Annotated in this window: 10 protein-coding genes; 6 read left to right on the forward strand and 4 right to left on the reverse strand. The window is 69.5% G+C overall.

What is annotated here, in order from left to right; all coding sequences use genetic code 11:
• Positions 1 to 75: 75 nt before the first annotated feature.
• Positions 76 to 1,113 (reverse strand): ABC transporter ATP-binding protein, encoded by a 1,038-nt coding sequence (locus ACGFNH_RS01205; protein ID WP_393650879.1) that lies wholly within the window; start codon positions 1,111 to 1,113, stop codon positions 76 to 78.
• An 81-nt stretch (positions 1,114 to 1,194) separates the two neighbouring features.
• On the reverse strand, positions 1,195 to 2,442 hold the full coding sequence (locus tag ACGFNH_RS01210; protein ID WP_393650880.1) for an NYN domain-containing protein: 1,248 nt from the start codon (positions 2,440 to 2,442) through the stop codon (positions 1,195 to 1,197).
• A 283-nt stretch (positions 2,443 to 2,725) separates the two neighbouring features.
• Between ACGFNH_RS01210 and ACGFNH_RS01215 the strand changes: the two genes are divergently transcribed.
• Positions 2,726 to 2,920 (forward strand): hypothetical protein, encoded by a 195-nt coding sequence (locus ACGFNH_RS01215; protein ID WP_393650881.1) that lies wholly within the window; start codon positions 2,726 to 2,728, stop codon positions 2,918 to 2,920.
• Positions 2,921 to 3,039: 119 nt separating this feature from the next.
• On the opposite strand, the gene dnaE is transcribed toward ACGFNH_RS01215, so the two are convergent.
• Positions 3,040 to 6,582 (reverse strand): DNA polymerase III subunit alpha, encoded by a 3,543-nt coding sequence (gene dnaE, locus ACGFNH_RS01220; protein ID WP_393650882.1) that lies wholly within the window; start codon positions 6,580 to 6,582, stop codon positions 3,040 to 3,042.
• A gap of 157 nt (positions 6,583 to 6,739) precedes the next feature.
• Between dnaE and ACGFNH_RS01225 the strand changes: the two genes are divergently transcribed.
• From ACGFNH_RS01225 to ACGFNH_RS01245, 5 genes are all read left to right on the forward strand, one after another.
• On the forward strand, positions 6,740 to 8,074 hold the full coding sequence (locus ACGFNH_RS01225) for a DUF2252 domain-containing protein (RefSeq protein ID WP_393650883.1): 1,335 nt from the start codon (positions 6,740 to 6,742) through the stop codon (positions 8,072 to 8,074).
• Between the two features lie 321 nt (positions 8,075 to 8,395).
• Complete coding sequence (locus tag ACGFNH_RS01230; RefSeq protein WP_393650884.1) at positions 8,396 to 9,076, forward strand: hypothetical protein; 681 nt, start codon at positions 8,396 to 8,398, stop codon at positions 9,074 to 9,076.
• 61 nt (positions 9,077 to 9,137) lie between these two features.
• On the forward strand, positions 9,138 to 9,992 hold the full coding sequence (locus ACGFNH_RS01235) for a thioredoxin domain-containing protein (RefSeq protein WP_393650885.1): 855 nt from the start codon (positions 9,138 to 9,140) through the stop codon (positions 9,990 to 9,992).
• Between the two features lie 350 nt (positions 9,993 to 10,342).
• The gene (locus tag ACGFNH_RS01240; RefSeq protein WP_393650886.1) at positions 10,343 to 11,986 is read left to right on the forward strand and encodes an alkaline phosphatase D family protein; all 1,644 of its coding nucleotides are present in this window, start codon (positions 10,343 to 10,345) and stop codon (positions 11,984 to 11,986) included.
• Positions 11,987 to 12,272: 286 nt separating this feature from the next.
• Positions 12,273 to 13,295, forward strand: coding sequence for a zinc metalloprotease (locus ACGFNH_RS01245; RefSeq protein ID WP_393650887.1), 1,023 nt, complete (start codon positions 12,273 to 12,275; stop codon positions 13,293 to 13,295).
• Between the two features lie 148 nt (positions 13,296 to 13,443).
• On the opposite strand, the gene ACGFNH_RS01250 is transcribed toward ACGFNH_RS01245, so the two are convergent.
• Positions 13,444 to 14,022: a dienelactone hydrolase family protein gene (locus ACGFNH_RS01250; protein ID WP_393650888.1), complete on the reverse strand. Its 579-nt coding sequence runs from the start codon at positions 14,020 to 14,022 to the stop codon at positions 13,444 to 13,446.
• Positions 14,023 to 14,127 lie beyond the last annotated feature (105 nt).

The raw sequence follows: 14,127 nt of genomic DNA on the forward strand, positions 1-14,127 counted from the left end.
CTCCGCGGGCACGACACTCACGTTGCGCTGCTCCTGTTCGATACGGGCCGGTGGTCCACCATGCCACGCCTGCGGTCAGTCACCCTTCACCAGACCTTCCGTACGGCCGCCGAGCGCGAGGTAGACATCCTCCAGGCTCGGTGTGGCGACGGTGAAGTCGTCGAGCGCCGCGAAGGCCGCGCCGCCGGTGACGGCGGCGACCGCCGCGCGGGCCTCGTCCGGGGCGAGCCGCAGGACCCAGCGCCGTCCCGACTCGCGGGCGGAGGCGCGGAGCGCCGCGACCTCGGGCACCTCCAGCGGGGCGTGGTCGCGCCACACCAGTTCGAGCCGCACCTCGTCCGCGACGAGGGACTTCAGCCCGCCGGGCGTGTCGCAGGCGATGACCCGGCCCCGCTCCAGGACGGCGACCCGGTCCAGTACGGTCTCGGCCTCGATGACGTTGTGGGTGACCAGGACGACGGTGGCGCCCCGCTCCGCCCGGCGGCGGTCGACCGCCGCCCACACGGCGCGCCGGGCCACCGGGTCCATCCCGGTCGTCGGCTCGTCGAGGACGAGGAGAGTCCGGTCACCGACGAGCGCCGCCGCGAAGCACGCCAGCCGCCGCTGGCCGCCGGAGAGCCTGCGCAACGGCCGGCCGGCGAGGTCCGCGAGGCCCAGCTCGTCGAGGACCGCGTCGCGCTCGGCCCGTGCGGTACGGGTGTCGAGGCCGCGCAGCCGTCCCGTTGTCTCGGCGGCGAGCCCGACCGTCAGCTCGTCCAGGGCGGTGGACTCCTGGCCGAGGTAGCCGATGAGGCGGGCCGCACGGTCCGGGTGGCGTACGAGGTCGTGGCCGAGGACGCGGACACATCCGGAGTCCGGGCGCATGAGGCCGGTGAGCTGGCGGACGAGCGTGGACTTCCCGGCGCCGTTCGGCCCGAGAAGACCGAAGATCTCCCCGCGCCGTACCTCCAGGGTGATGCCGTCACTGGCGCGGACGGCGGGGGCGGCCGGGGTGCCGCGGCGGGCACGGGCAGCCGGGTAGGTCTTCACCAGGTCGCGTACGGCGCACGCGGGCGCGGGTTCCGCCGCGTCGGCCCTACTGCCCTGCCGTGCCTGTGCTGTGCCCGTCCTCACGAGCAACGAGAGTACGCGTCCGGCACCCCGTCACGCCCTGCGGGGCCCGATCCGCCCCGAAAAGCGACCTCCCCGGGAGGTTCAGCCGGAGGCGGGCGGGGTGCGGTCCGCCGACGTACGGGCGTCGAACTCGCGCCAGAAGCCGGCGCGGATCGCATAGCGGTCGTGCTCGTCGATCTGGTCGTCCTTGTGGGCGAGCAGCCCGAAGCGGGCCGCGTACCGCAGCAATTCGCCGTCGATCCGGTGCGGGATGCGCGGGTACTCCGTGGAGACCTGCTGGAGCTGTGCCGGGGACGTCAGCCGCTCGGTCCAGCGGCGGGCGAAGACCTGTCCCACCTCGAACGGGTCCCCGCTGACCGCCGTGATGTCCTCCTCGCGGTCGGCCCAGCGCTGCTCGGCGCTGGTGAGCTGGGCGAGGGTGGGGAGGGCGGCGATCTCCGGCGGCTCCGCGGGGCCGCCGCGCTCGACCCAGCCGCGGTCGGAGGACCAGCGCAAGGTGGCGTTGCCGGCCGGCGGCTGCGGCGGGTGGGCCGCGCCGGAGTGCGCACGGCCGAGACCGGCGAGGTCCTTGGGGGTCGGTACGCCCTTGCTGCCCGTGGGCTCGCCGGTGGTGGGGGCCGGTGCGGCGGTCGTGCCGTGGCCGGCCGATCCGTTCCGCGCGCTCTGCGCCGTCCCTGCCTCGCCTGTCGGGGCCTGGGTGGAGGACTCTGGCAGCGGCGCGGAGAGGATGGCCGCGATCTCGGGCCCGGGGGCGGACGGTGGCGCGCAAGGTCCCGCAAGATCCTTTGCGCGTACGGCCTGTGTGATCCAGATGCGGTCCAGTACGCGTCGTTCGTCGGCCTCGGCGACCAGATCCTCGGACTGGTTGAAGTCGCCGTCCGCGGCCTGCACGGCCCACAGATGGATGGCGACGCCGTGCTCCTTCGCGTCCATCAGACCGGGCAGCAGATCACCGTCACCCGTGACCAGGACGATGTCCGAACAGGCGCGATTGCGGGCGAGTTCGGTGAGTTCGGCATGCATGGCCGCGTCCACGCCCTTCTGCGCCCAGCGCCCGTCGCTGCGGGTCAGGGCACCCAGCCGGACGGTGACGCGGGGCATCACGCGCAACCGCCGGTGCTCGGGCTGCGGTACACGGTCGGGGGCGCCGTCGAACCAGTAGATCCGGAGCAGAGGGCGTTCGGTGTCGGCTTCGGCGCGGTCCCTCAACCCCTGGATGAGCGCGGCGTGATCGACGGTGATGCGAGAGCGGGCGGGCTCTCCGGCGAGGAGGCTCGCGGCAGCGCCCAGCAGATAGCCGGCGTCCACCAGGACGACGCAGCGGTCCACGTTCCACCCTCTTTCGTGAAGACCGTCGCCCCCCGGAACGGCGCTTTCGCATCGGATTTACTTCGAGTCTGCCCGACCGTACGAGGGTTATCAGTCGGAACTCGATCATCGGCGTGGCGAGAGGGAGAAGGGGGGCGGAAGCCCCTGTCCCACCCGCCCTTTTCACGCACGGTAATGGTTCGGGATGCGCTCCGTGTCCGGCCGTGCGAGCGTGGTTCGCGAAGCGGCTCCGGCTCCCCCCGGGCCGCAGGCCAGGTTCTGAGACCCCGCACAGGAGGCGATCATGGCCAAGAACAGGAACCAGAATCGGAATCAGCCCAGGAACCGCGGTGCCGGGCAGCGCCCCGACGAGCGCGCGCAGGGCCCGAACGCGCAGGGCGAGTCCTCGGAGTCCCAGAACCGGCAGCAGCCCCACTCCCCCGGTCAGGACGAGCCGTCCTCGCAGCGCAAGCGGAAGAGCAGCTTCGGTCACAACTGACCACCGCTGGGCAGCAGCCCGTCAGCGCTGAGGGGCGCGACCGTACGTGGTCGCGCCCCTCAGCGCTGCGGACACCGGCCCACTCGGCGCCTGTTGAGGGCCCCTCGGCGCCGTCCTGCTCAGCCGGCCAGACAGGACGGGCCGAGCAGCACCTTCAAGTCGCCGAAGAGCGCGGGGTCCGCGGTGACACGGTGCCGGTCCAGCCGCAGCACCGTGGTCTTACGGGCCCCGAGGAGCTTGATCCTGACCTCCGTGCTGCCCCGGTGGTGGGTGAGCACCTCGCCCAGCTTCTCGACCAGCGGCGGAGTCACCTTCACCGTCGGGATGGTGATCGTGACCGGTGCGTTGGCGGAGGCCTCGGACAGGTCGGGGACCATCAGTTCCATGGCGACCAGCCGCGGTACGTCCTCCCGCTTGTCCAGCCGCCCCTTGACGAAGACGACCGTGTCCTCGACGAGTTGGGTGGACACGAGCTGGTAGGTGGCGGGGAAGAACATGCAGTCGATGGAGCCCGCGAGGTCCTCGACGGTGGCGATGGCCCAGGCGTTGCCCTGCTTGGTCATCTTCCGCTGGAGCCCGGAGATGATGCCGCCGATGGTCACGATCGCGCCGTCGGAGTGCTCACCTCCGGTGAGCTGGGCGATCGCCGCGTCCGCCTTGTCGTTGAGGACGTGCTCGATACCGAACAGCGGGTGGTCGGAGACATAGAGGCCGAGCATCTCGCGCTCCTGGGCCAGCAGATACGCCTTGTCCCACTCGATGTCGGAGAACTCCACGTCCAGTCCGAAACCCGGGGTGTCGTCCTCGGAGGCGTCCCCCATGCCGCCGAACAGGTCGAACTGGCCCTCGGCCTCCTTGCGCTTGACCTGGACCACGTTGTCGATCATGGGCTCGTAGTGCGCGGTGAGGCCCTTGCGGGTGTGGCCCATCTCGTCGAACGCGCCGGCCTTGATCAGCGATTCGACGGTGCGCTTGTTGCAGACGACCGCCTCGACCTTGTCGAGGAAGTCGGGGAAGGTCGTGTACTTCCCCTTGGACTTGCGCGAGCGGATGATCGAATCCACCACGTTCTGACCGACGTTACGGACGGCGGTGAGGCCGAAGAGGATGACGTCGTCGCCCTGGGCGGTGAAGTTGGCCTCCGACTCGTTGACGTTCGGCGGGAGCACCTTGATGCCCATGCGCCGGCACTCATTGAGGTAGACCGCCGACTTGTCCTTGTCGTCGCGCACGGAGGTGAGCAGCGCCGACATGTACTCGGCCGGGTAATTGGCCTTGAGATACGCGGTCCAGTAGGTGACCAGGCCGTACGCCGAGGAGTGCGCCTTGTTGAAGGCGTAGCCCGCGAAGGGCACCAGCACGTCCCAGACGGCCTGGATCGCCTCGTCCGAGAACCCCTTGTCGCGGGCGCCCTTCTGGAAGTTGACGAACTCCGCGTCGAGGACTTCCTTCTTCTTCTTGCCCATCGCGCGCCGCAGCAGGTCGGCCTGGCCGAGCGAGTAGCCCGCGAGCACCTGGGCGGCCTTCTGCACCTGCTCCTGGTACACGATCAGGCCGTGGGTGATGTCGAGGACCTCCCTCAGGGGCTCCTCGAGCTCGGGGTGGATCGGTGTGATCTCCTGCTGGCCGTTCTTGCGCAGGGCGTAGTTGATGTGCGAGTTCATGCCCATCGGGCCGGGCCGGTAGAGGGCCGAGACCGCGGAAATGTCCTCGAAGTTGTCGGGCTTCATCATGCGCAGCAGGGAGCGCATGGGGCCGCCGTCGAACTGGAAGACGCCGAGGGTGTCACCGCGGCAGAGCAGTTCGTAGGTCGTCGGGTCGTCCAGGGGCAGGTCGAGGAGCTTGAGGTCGATGCCCTTGTTGGCCTTCACCATCTTGACGGCGTCGTCCATGATCGTGAGGTTGCGCAGGCCGAGGAAGTCCATCTTCAGCAGGCCGAGCGTCTCGCACGTCGGGTAGTCCCACTGCGTGATGGTGACGCCGTCGGTGTGGCGCACCCAGACCGGGATGTGGTCGGTGATGGTCTCGCTGGACATGATCACGCCCGCGGCGTGCACACCCATCTGCCGGACCAGGCCCTCCACGCCGCGCGCGGTGTCGATGACCTTCTTCACGTCCGGCTCGTTCTCGTACATCCCCCGGATCTCGCCCGCTTCGCTGTAGCGGGGGTGGGCGGAGTCGGTGATGCCGGAGAGCGGGATGCCCTTGCCGAGGACATCGGCGGGCATGGCCTTGGTGAGCCGGTCGCCCATCGCGTACGGGTAACCCAGCACACGCGCCGAGTCCTTGATCGCGTTCTTGGCCTTGATGGTGCCGTAGGTGCCGATCATGGCGACCTTGTCGGCGCCGTACTTCTCGGTCACATACCGGATCACCTCGGCGCGCCTGCGCTCGTCGAAGTCGATGTCGACATCGGGCATGGAGACGCGCTCGGGGTTGAGGAACCGCTCGAAGATCAGGCCGTGTTCGATCGGGTCGAGGTCGGTGATGCCCATGGCGTACGAGACGATCGAGCCGGCCGCGGAGCCCCGGCCGGGGCCGACGGCGATGCCGTTGTTCTTCGCCCACATGATGAAGTCGGCGACGACGAGGAAGTACCCCGGGAACCCCATCTGGATGATGATGTCCATCTCGTACTCCACGAGGCGCTGCCGGTCCTCGGGGATGCCGCCGGGGAAGCGCCGGGCCATGCCGCGCTTGACCTCCTCGCGGAACCAGGTGACCTCGGTGTAGCCCTCGGGGACGTCGAACCGGGGCATCAGGTCGCGCTTCTCGAACCAGCCGGTGGTGTCGATGAGCTCGGCCACCCTGGCCGTGTTGGCACACCCCTCCTGCCAGGCGTCGGAGGAGTCGATGGCGTACATCTCGTCGGTGGACTTGAGGTAGTAGCCGGTGCCGTCGAAGCGGAAGCGGTCCGGGTCCGAGAGGTTCTTGCCGGTCTGGATGCACAGCAGCGCGTCGTGCGCGGACGACTCGTGGGAGTACGTGTAGTGCGAGTCGTTGGTGACCAGCGGCGGGATGCCGAGCTTCTTCCCGATCTCCAGCAGGCCGTCACGGACCCGGCGCTCGATCTCGATGCCGTGGTCCATCAGCTCCAGGAAGTACCGCTCCTTGCCGAAGATCTCCTGGTACTCGGCCGCCGCCTTCAGCGCCTCCTCGTCCTGACCGAGGCGCAGCCGGGTCTGCACCACACCCGAGGGGCAACCTGTGGACGCGATCAGGCCCTCGGCGTGCTCGGCGATGACCTCCTTGTCCATCCGGGGCCACTTGGTGAGCCAGCCCTCCTTGTAGGCGTCGGAGGAGAGACGGAAGAGGTTGTGCAGGCCCTTCCGGTTGCTCGCCCAGATCGTCTTGTGGGTGTAACCACCCGAACCGGAGACGTCGTCCCGCTTCTGGTGCGGCTGACCCCACTGAATACGCCGCTTGTTGCGCCTCGACTCGGGGGCCACGTACGCCTCGATGCCGATGATCGGCGTGATGCCGGCGGAGGTGGCCTGCTGGAAGAAGTCGTACGCCCCGTGGAGGTTGCCGTGGTCCGTCATGGCGATGTGTGACATGCCCATCTCCTGACAGGCATTGAACATGTCCTTCAGCCGCGCCGCACCGTCCAGGAGGGAGTACTGAGTGTGCACGTGCAGGTGCGTGAACGGCGGCTTTGCCACGGCTGGGGACCTCCGGCGCGACGTCGATGGCGGGTTGGGCTTCGGGCTCGAAGTCTATGCCTCCGCACTGACAGCTCACGGGCACTCGCGGGTACCCTCGCGCGTTGGAACAGCCGGAAGCAGACCCTCTCCACAAGGCACCAGGAGGCGCACCACGATGTCGTCCCAGCAGGACACGGCGGACCAGGCCGAGCAGCGCGGCGAGGAGATCCTCGCCGTCTTCGACACCGCCTTCGGGCAGCTCCTGAGTGCCGATCCGGCCGCGTTCCGGGTCAAGTTCCGCAAGATGGCGGCCTCCGCCTTCGCCTTCTACCGCGGCACGGCCTGCCTGTTCTACAACGACCTCGAGAGCGGGCGGGACAGCGGCCCGTATCTGGACGAGCGCACCGCCCGGGTGTGGATCCACGGCGATCTCCACGCCGAGAACTTCGGCACGTACATGGACGCCAACGGCCGCCTGATCTTCAACGTCAACGACTTCGACGAGGCGTACGTGGGCCCCTTCACCTGGGACCTGAAGCGGTTCGCCGCCTCCGTGGCCCTGATCGGGTACACCAAGGCGCTCAGCGACGAGATGATCAGCGATCTGGTGCGGACCTACGCCGCCGCGTACCGCGAGCGCATCCACGCGCTGGCCACCGGCGCCAAGAACGACGAGGTGCCGCCCTACTCGCTCGACACCGCCCAGGGGCCGCTGCTGGGCGCGCTGCGCGACGCCCGCGCCCTGACCCGCTTCGGGCTGCTGGACTCCATGACCGAGATCCGGGACTTCGAGCGCCGCTTCTCCCCCGGCGGCGGCGCCATCGAGCTCGACGCCGCGACGCGCTACAAGGTGCTGGCCGCGTTCGACGGCTATCTGGAGACGCTGCCGGAGTCCAGCCTCGCGCGGCCCGACTCGTACCGCGTCAAGGACGTCGTCGGGCGCCGCGGCATCGGCATCGGCAGCGCGGGCCTGCCCTCGTACAACATCCTGCTGGAGGGCAACAGCGACGCGCTGGAGAACGATGTCGTGATCTACATGAAGCAGGCGCAGACCCCGGCGGTCTCCCGGCACATCACCGACGAGCGGGTCCGCTCCTACTTCCAGCACGAGGGGCACCGCACGGTCATCTCGCAGCGGGCGCTGCAGGCCCACGCCGATCCGTGGCTGGGCTGGACCGAGCTGGACGGCTCGGGCCAGCTCGTCGCCGAGGTGTCGCCGTACGCGGTGGACCTCGACTGGTCCGACCTCGACGACCCGGGCGAGATCTCCGAGGTCGTCGGCGACCTCGGGCGGGCCACGGCCACGATGCACGCGGCGGCGGACGACGAGAGCGGGCACTCGCTGGTCCCGTTCTCGACGGAGCGCGCCATCGACGCGGCGATCGCGGCGGACGAGAACGGCTTCGCCCAGCTCCTTGTCGACTTCGCGCACGAGTACGGGACGCGGGCCCGGGCGGACCACCAGATCTTCGTGGACCTGTTCCGGAACGGCCGGATCCCGGGGCTGTAGCGGAGGTTCCGGGGGCTGCAGCCGCCCTGGGGCTCCAGCCACGGGCCCTGAAGGGCGGCGGCCATCGGCCCACAGCAGCGGCGTTCCGGGGGCTCCGGCGTTCCGGGGACTGCGGCAGGCCGGGGCCGGGGCCGCCTGGCAGCCTCCCCGGCCGGGGACGCGGGAGCCTCCGCCGACGGGCGGCTCCCGCGGACAACGGGCCCTGTGACGCGGCCCACGCGCAGGACCGCGTACGCCACGGGAGCGCCGACGACGGGCCCCTGGGAAACCGAGGGCTCGTTTAGTCGCCCCTTACCAGCGGGCATGGCACACTCTGCGGCGATGGACATATCCGGGGCTCAGTTGAGAACACTGCGCGCAGCGCTGTTCACGGCGCTGTGCGTCACGCTGTCGGCTGCCTCGCACGTCCTGCTCTCAGGTGTCCCGCTCCCGGTCACCACCGTCGCCGGGCTCTCCGTCGGCGTCTTCGCCATCGCATGGGCCCTGGCCGGACGCGAGCGCGGATACGGCGCCATCGCCGCCCTGCTGATCCCGCTGGAGCTGGCCGCGGACACGGTCTTCACCACCGGCCAGCACGCCTGCTACGGCCAGGCCGGCGGTCCGGTCGCCGGCTCGCTGCGCTCGGTCGGCGTGGATCTGCTGTGCAGCGGCGGCGACTTCGGCACACCGCTCGCCCACATGGCGAGCCGGCAGCCCGCCGCGACGCTGACGGCCGCGAGCGACCCGGCCACCCCCTGGCTGCTGCTGGCCGCCCATGTCGCGGTCGGCCTCGTCGCCGCGGCCTGGCTGCGGCGGGGCGAGAGCGCCCTGGTGCGCCTGCTGCGCGCGCTCGGGGCCTTCGCCTTCCGGCCGCTGCTGATCGCCTTCGCGACGGTACGAGCGCAGAACGGCCCCGCGCGCCGGGCGTTCGGCACCGTACGGCGGGCGCCGGCCACCCGTGTCCAGCCGCTGCTCGCCCACTCCGTACTGCGGCGCGGACCGCCGTGCCCCGTGGCCCTCTGAGACCTCTCGGAGCCCACCCGGCACAGCAGTCCCCCCACCATCACGGAGCAGAAGGAACCTCATGAGCAACCGCAACAGCAAGGCCAACAAGGCAGCCGCGCGCGAGCGCCTCCGCGAGGAGCGCGCCCGCCAGGCGAAGCGCGAGAAGATCCGCCGCCAGCTCGTCGTCGGCGGCTCGATCGTCGCCGTCCTCGGCATAGCCGCCGGTATCGGCATCGCCGTCAGCAACATGGGCGGCGGAAGCGGCAAGGTCAGCAACGACGACTGGGTGGCCGCCGCGAAGAAGGAATCCTTCGCGAAGCCGGCCAACACCTCCGGTGACAAAGGCACGGTCGTCGTCATAGGCGACAAGAAGGCCAAGAACACCGTCGAGGTGTACGAGGACATGCGCTGCCCGGTGTGCGCGAGTTTCGAGCAGGCCTCCGGGGACAAGGTCACCAAGGACGTGAAGGACGGCAAGTACAAGCTGCAGTTCACCCTGGGTGCCTTCCTTGATGAGAACCCGCAGATCAAGGGGTCCGGTTCCAAGAACGCTCTCAGCGCGCTGGGAGCAGCTCTGAATGTCGGCCCCGATGCCTTCCTGGAGTACAAGAAGGCGCTGTTCGCCCCCGGCAACCACCCGGAGGAGACCGAGGACAAGTTCGCCGACGACGCCTACCTGCTGAAGATCGCCAAGAAGGTCGATGCGCTCAAGGGCAACGCGGCCTTCGAGAAGGCGGTGAAGGGCGGCACCTACGACAGGTGGGCACTGGCGATGAAGGACCGCTTCAACGACGCCAAGGACGTGACCGGCACACCGAGCTTCAAGGTCAACGGGGTGAAGATGACGGTCGAGGGCGCCCAAGAGGGCACCCCCATCGTGACGCCCGAGCAGTTCGACGCCGCATACGAGAAGGCGCTCCAGCAGAAGGGCTGACCCTGCGACGCCGGCGGAGTCGCCGTTCATCAACGCGGCTCCGCCCGTTCGCGTTCACCGCATGTCGCTCGGCTCGACCGCCCTGCGCGAACGGATCGCCGCGAGAGGCGGCTCTTGGCGTGCGGCGGGCGTGAAGGGGATGCGTCCACCATGCGGCGAGTGGCATGCGAGGCCTTCTGCCTCCGAGACCGACGGTCGCTCATCGTGGCCCCCGGCACTCTCAAGTGCCGGGGGCCACGAGCGTATTCGGGCGTCGTTCCGGACGCCCGGGTGCCCCTGCGGTGAACACGACAAGAAGGGGGCGGCAACACACTCCCCAACGACCGTACGCGCCAGTAATCTGATCGGCCGTGACCGATCTCCTACCTAACAACACAACGCGCCGCACGGTCGTCAAGGCCGCTGCCGCCTCCGCCGCGCTGATTCCGCTTGTCGGAACCGCCAGCGCCATGGCCGCCAACAACGCGGCCCCCGTCTTCCTGCACGGCGTCGCATCGGGCGATCCCCTCCCCGACGGCGTGCTCCTGTGGACCCGTGTCACGCCCACTCCCGAGGCCATGCCCGGCTCCGGCCAGGGGCCGGAGGTCACGGTCGGTTGGCAGATCGCCGAGGACAAGTCCTTCACCAAGGTCGTCGCCAAGGGCAGTACGAGCGCCCGTGCCGCGTCCGACCACACCGTGAAGGTCGACGTCCGCGGACTGCGCCCGGCCACCGCGTACTTCTTCCGGTTCAGCCACGGCGATTCCACTTCCCCCGTCGGCCGGACGCGCACCGCGCCCGCGCACGACGACGCCGCGCACTCCGTCCGGTTCGGGGTGGTCTCGTGCGCCAACTGGGAGTCCGGTTACTTCTCCCCGTACCGCCATCTCGCCGCCCGCACCGACCTCGACGCGGTGCTCCACCTCGGCGACTACATCTACGAGTACGGCACCGGCCAGTACCCCGAGCCGAAGTACGTCGTCCGTCCCCACTCCCCCGTCCACGAGATCGTCAGCCTCACCGACTACCGCGTCCGGCACGCCACGTACAAGACCGACCCCGACCTCCAGACGCTGCACGCCGTGCACCCGGTGGTGGCGATCTGGGACGACCACGAGTTCGCCAACGACGCCTGGTCCGGCGGGGCCGAGAACCACACCGCGGACGGTGAGGGCGCCTGGGCTCAGCGCATGGCCGCCGCCAAGCAGGCGTATTTCGAGTGGATGCCGGTGCGCACCTCCACCGAGGGGACCACCTACCGGCGGCTGCGCTTCGGCAAGCTCGCCGATCTGCATCTGCTCGACCTGCGCTCGTTCCGGTCGGAGCAGGCGAAGACCGGCAGCGGCGGCGTCGACGATCCGGACCGTACGATCACCGGCCGGGCCCAGCTCGACTGGCTGAAGAACGGGCTGGCCTCCTCCGACGCCTCGTGGAAGCTGGTCGGCACCTCGGTGATGATCTCCCCGTTCGCCTTCGGCTCCCTGCCGGCTCATCTGCTGGAGCCGATAGCCGAGTTGCTGGGGCTGCCCAAGGGGGGACTGGCGTTCAACAACGACCAGTGGGACGGCTACACCGACGACCGGCGCGAACTGATCGCGCATCTGCGCGACCGGGGCATCACCAACACGGTCTTCCTGACCGGCGACATCCACATGGCCTGGGCGAACGACGTGCCGGTGAAGGCGGCCACGTACCCGCTCTCGGCGTCCGCGGCCACGGAGTTCGTGGTGACGTCGGTGACCTCGGACAACCTGGACGACATCCTGCACGTACCTGCGCAGACGGTCTCGCTCGTCGCCGCGGGGATCATCAAGGCGGCCAACCGCCACGTGAAGTGGGTGGACCTGGACTCGCACGGCTACGGCGTCCTCGACGTCACCGCCGAGCGGACGCAGATGGACTACTACGTGGTCTCCGACAAGAGCGACCGCGACGCCTCGGCGGAGTGGAAACGTTCATATCGGACCAAGTCCGGTACTCAGAAGGTCGAAAGGGTCGACTCTCCGGTCCGCTAAGGGCAAACTTTCGGCCATATCAATCTCGTATACGACAGGTCTTGAGCGGTCGCGGTGAGTGGTGCGTTCCGGGAACAAACCGGGGCATGCCACTCACCTCCGCTACTTCCGTCGTAACCGATGTGTCTCATAGTGGGGAAGTTGTCAGAAGATCTCTCACCAACGTCCACAATTGCCCCACTTATTGATTGGGCCAGATCGAATCTGCTGAAGATCTGACACAGCCTCGTAATCTCCCGGCGACGGGCGGAAATTCCACCCGTCACCGTGCTGGCGAGGAGCCCACATGCGCCCAACTGCCCGTATATCCCCGCGCCTTCGCAACCGCTTCATCGGCACCGCTCTGGTGGCGGGGGCCATGGCCTTCGCCCCGCTGTCCGCTCCTGCCGGCGCTGCGACCGCGCCCCAGGAGAGGGCTGCGGCCACGGCCGAAAACTGTGCCGACGGAAGCGCTGCGGGCGCCGCGGCGCGCGTGGCCGACCCGAACAGCAAGTACGGCAGACCCGGTGCGCACGAGCCCGGCGAGGTGAGCGCCGCCGAGGCGAAGGCCATGGACAAGAGACTCGACCGCAGGGTCGAGCAGCTCCGTAAGTCCCCGCAGGGCCGGATGCTGGCGGCGAAGGCCGCGGCCGCCACCACCATCCCCGTGTACTTCCACGTCGTCCACGACGGCGCCACCGGCAAGCTGACCGCGGCCGACGTCGACGGTCAGATGACCGTGCTCAACGAGGCGTTCGCGGGCAAGGGCGACGGCAACACCGCCAGCCAGTTCAAGTTCAAGCTGGTCAAGACCGACTACACGGACAATGCCGAGTGGTACAACCAGCTCGAGCCCGACGGCGCCCAGGAGCGCGCCATGAAGACCAAGCTCCGCAAGGGCGGTTCGAGCGCCCTGAACATCTACTCCGCGGACCTCGGCGGCGGTCTGCTCGGCTGGGCGACCTTCCCCGACTGGTACCCGGACGACCCGAAGATGGACGGTGTCGTCGTCCTCGACGAGTCCCTGCCGGGCGGCTCGGCGACCAACTACGACGAGGGTGACACCGCCACCCACGAGGTCGGCCACTGGATGGGCCTGTGGCACACCTTCCAGGACGGCTGCTCGGACACCGGCGACATGGTCGCCGACACTCCGGCCGAGGCGAGCCCGGCCTTCGAGTGCCCGGTGGGCCGCGACACCTGCGGCGCGGAGGGCCTGGACCCGATCAAGAACTTCATGGACTACACGTACGACTCGTGCATGACGCAGTTCACGCCGGGTCAGGTGGAGCGCATGACGGAGTCCTGGCTGGCCTACCGCGCGAGCTGATCACCGTCTGACACGCACCCCTTCTCCATCGCTGCCTGCCGCACACGCCATGTGCGGCAGGCAGCCGTGCGTTCGCGACCGTGCGCGCCCGGGGACCACGGACAGGCGGAACGGACCGGCCCCGCCCGACCGCACCCACCGCTCGTCGTTACAGCTCGTCCAGGAACCCCAGCGCCACCGACCACGTGGCCTCCGCCGCCTCCGCGTCGTGGTCCGGCAGATCCGGGTCGGTGTAGAGGTGGCCGGCACCGGCGTACCGGAACACCTCGACCTCCGCGCCGGCCCGCCGCATCCTCAGATACCACGCGTTCAGCCAATCGTCCGGCTCGAACGGGTCCGGGTCGGCGACATGGAGCTGCACCGGAAGCTCGTCGACCGAGGCGCTCTCCGCGAGGTCGGAGGTGCCGTGCAGCAGAAGCAGCCCGCGCGCCTTGCCGTCCGCTATCGCCAGGTTCTGCGCGATCGAGCCCCCGAGCGAGAAGCCCGCGTAGACCAGGCCCCGCTCGGAGAAGGGCGCCGAGGCCGTGATCGCGCGCTTGAGCAGCTCGTGCTGCCCGATCTCGTCCTTGATCTCCATGCCCTCCTCGACGGTCTCCGCGATGAGGCCGTCGTACAGGTCCGGCACATGCACCTCGTGGCCCGCCGCCCGGAGGCGGTCGGCCGCCGCGTGCACCGCGGGCCTCAGCCCGTAGGCCGAGTGGAAGAGGACGATTGTCGAGGACGCCACGGCTGGTCACTTCCCTCTCGGTGTATCTCTCATCTCACATCGTGCCAGCTACCTTCGTGGGTACGTGGACAGCCGTGGGTGCCATGACGGCGCCCGGCCGACCAC

Source organism: Streptomyces sp. NPDC048639 (assembly GCF_043199075.1).
In the GTDB taxonomy this organism is placed as follows: domain Bacteria; phylum Actinomycetota; class Actinomycetes; order Streptomycetales; family Streptomycetaceae; genus Streptomyces.

What these genes read in the sequence shown, in the direction of transcription:
- ACGFNH_RS01215 (WP_393650881.1), top strand. Translation starts at nt 2,726, where the DNA reads ATGGCCAAGAACAGGAACCAGAATCGGAATCAGCCCAGGAACCGCGGT.
- ACGFNH_RS01225 (WP_393650883.1), top strand. Translation starts at nt 6,740, where the DNA reads ATGTCGTCCCAGCAGGACACGGCGGACCAGGCCGAGCAGCGCGGCGAG.
- ACGFNH_RS01230 (WP_393650884.1), top strand. Translation starts at nt 8,396, where the DNA reads ATGGACATATCCGGGGCTCAGTTGAGAACACTGCGCGCAGCGCTGTTC.
- ACGFNH_RS01235 (WP_393650885.1), top strand. Translation starts at nt 9,138, where the DNA reads ATGAGCAACCGCAACAGCAAGGCCAACAAGGCAGCCGCGCGCGAGCGC.
- ACGFNH_RS01245 (WP_393650887.1), top strand. Translation starts at nt 12,273, where the DNA reads ATGCGCCCAACTGCCCGTATATCCCCGCGCCTTCGCAACCGCTTCATC.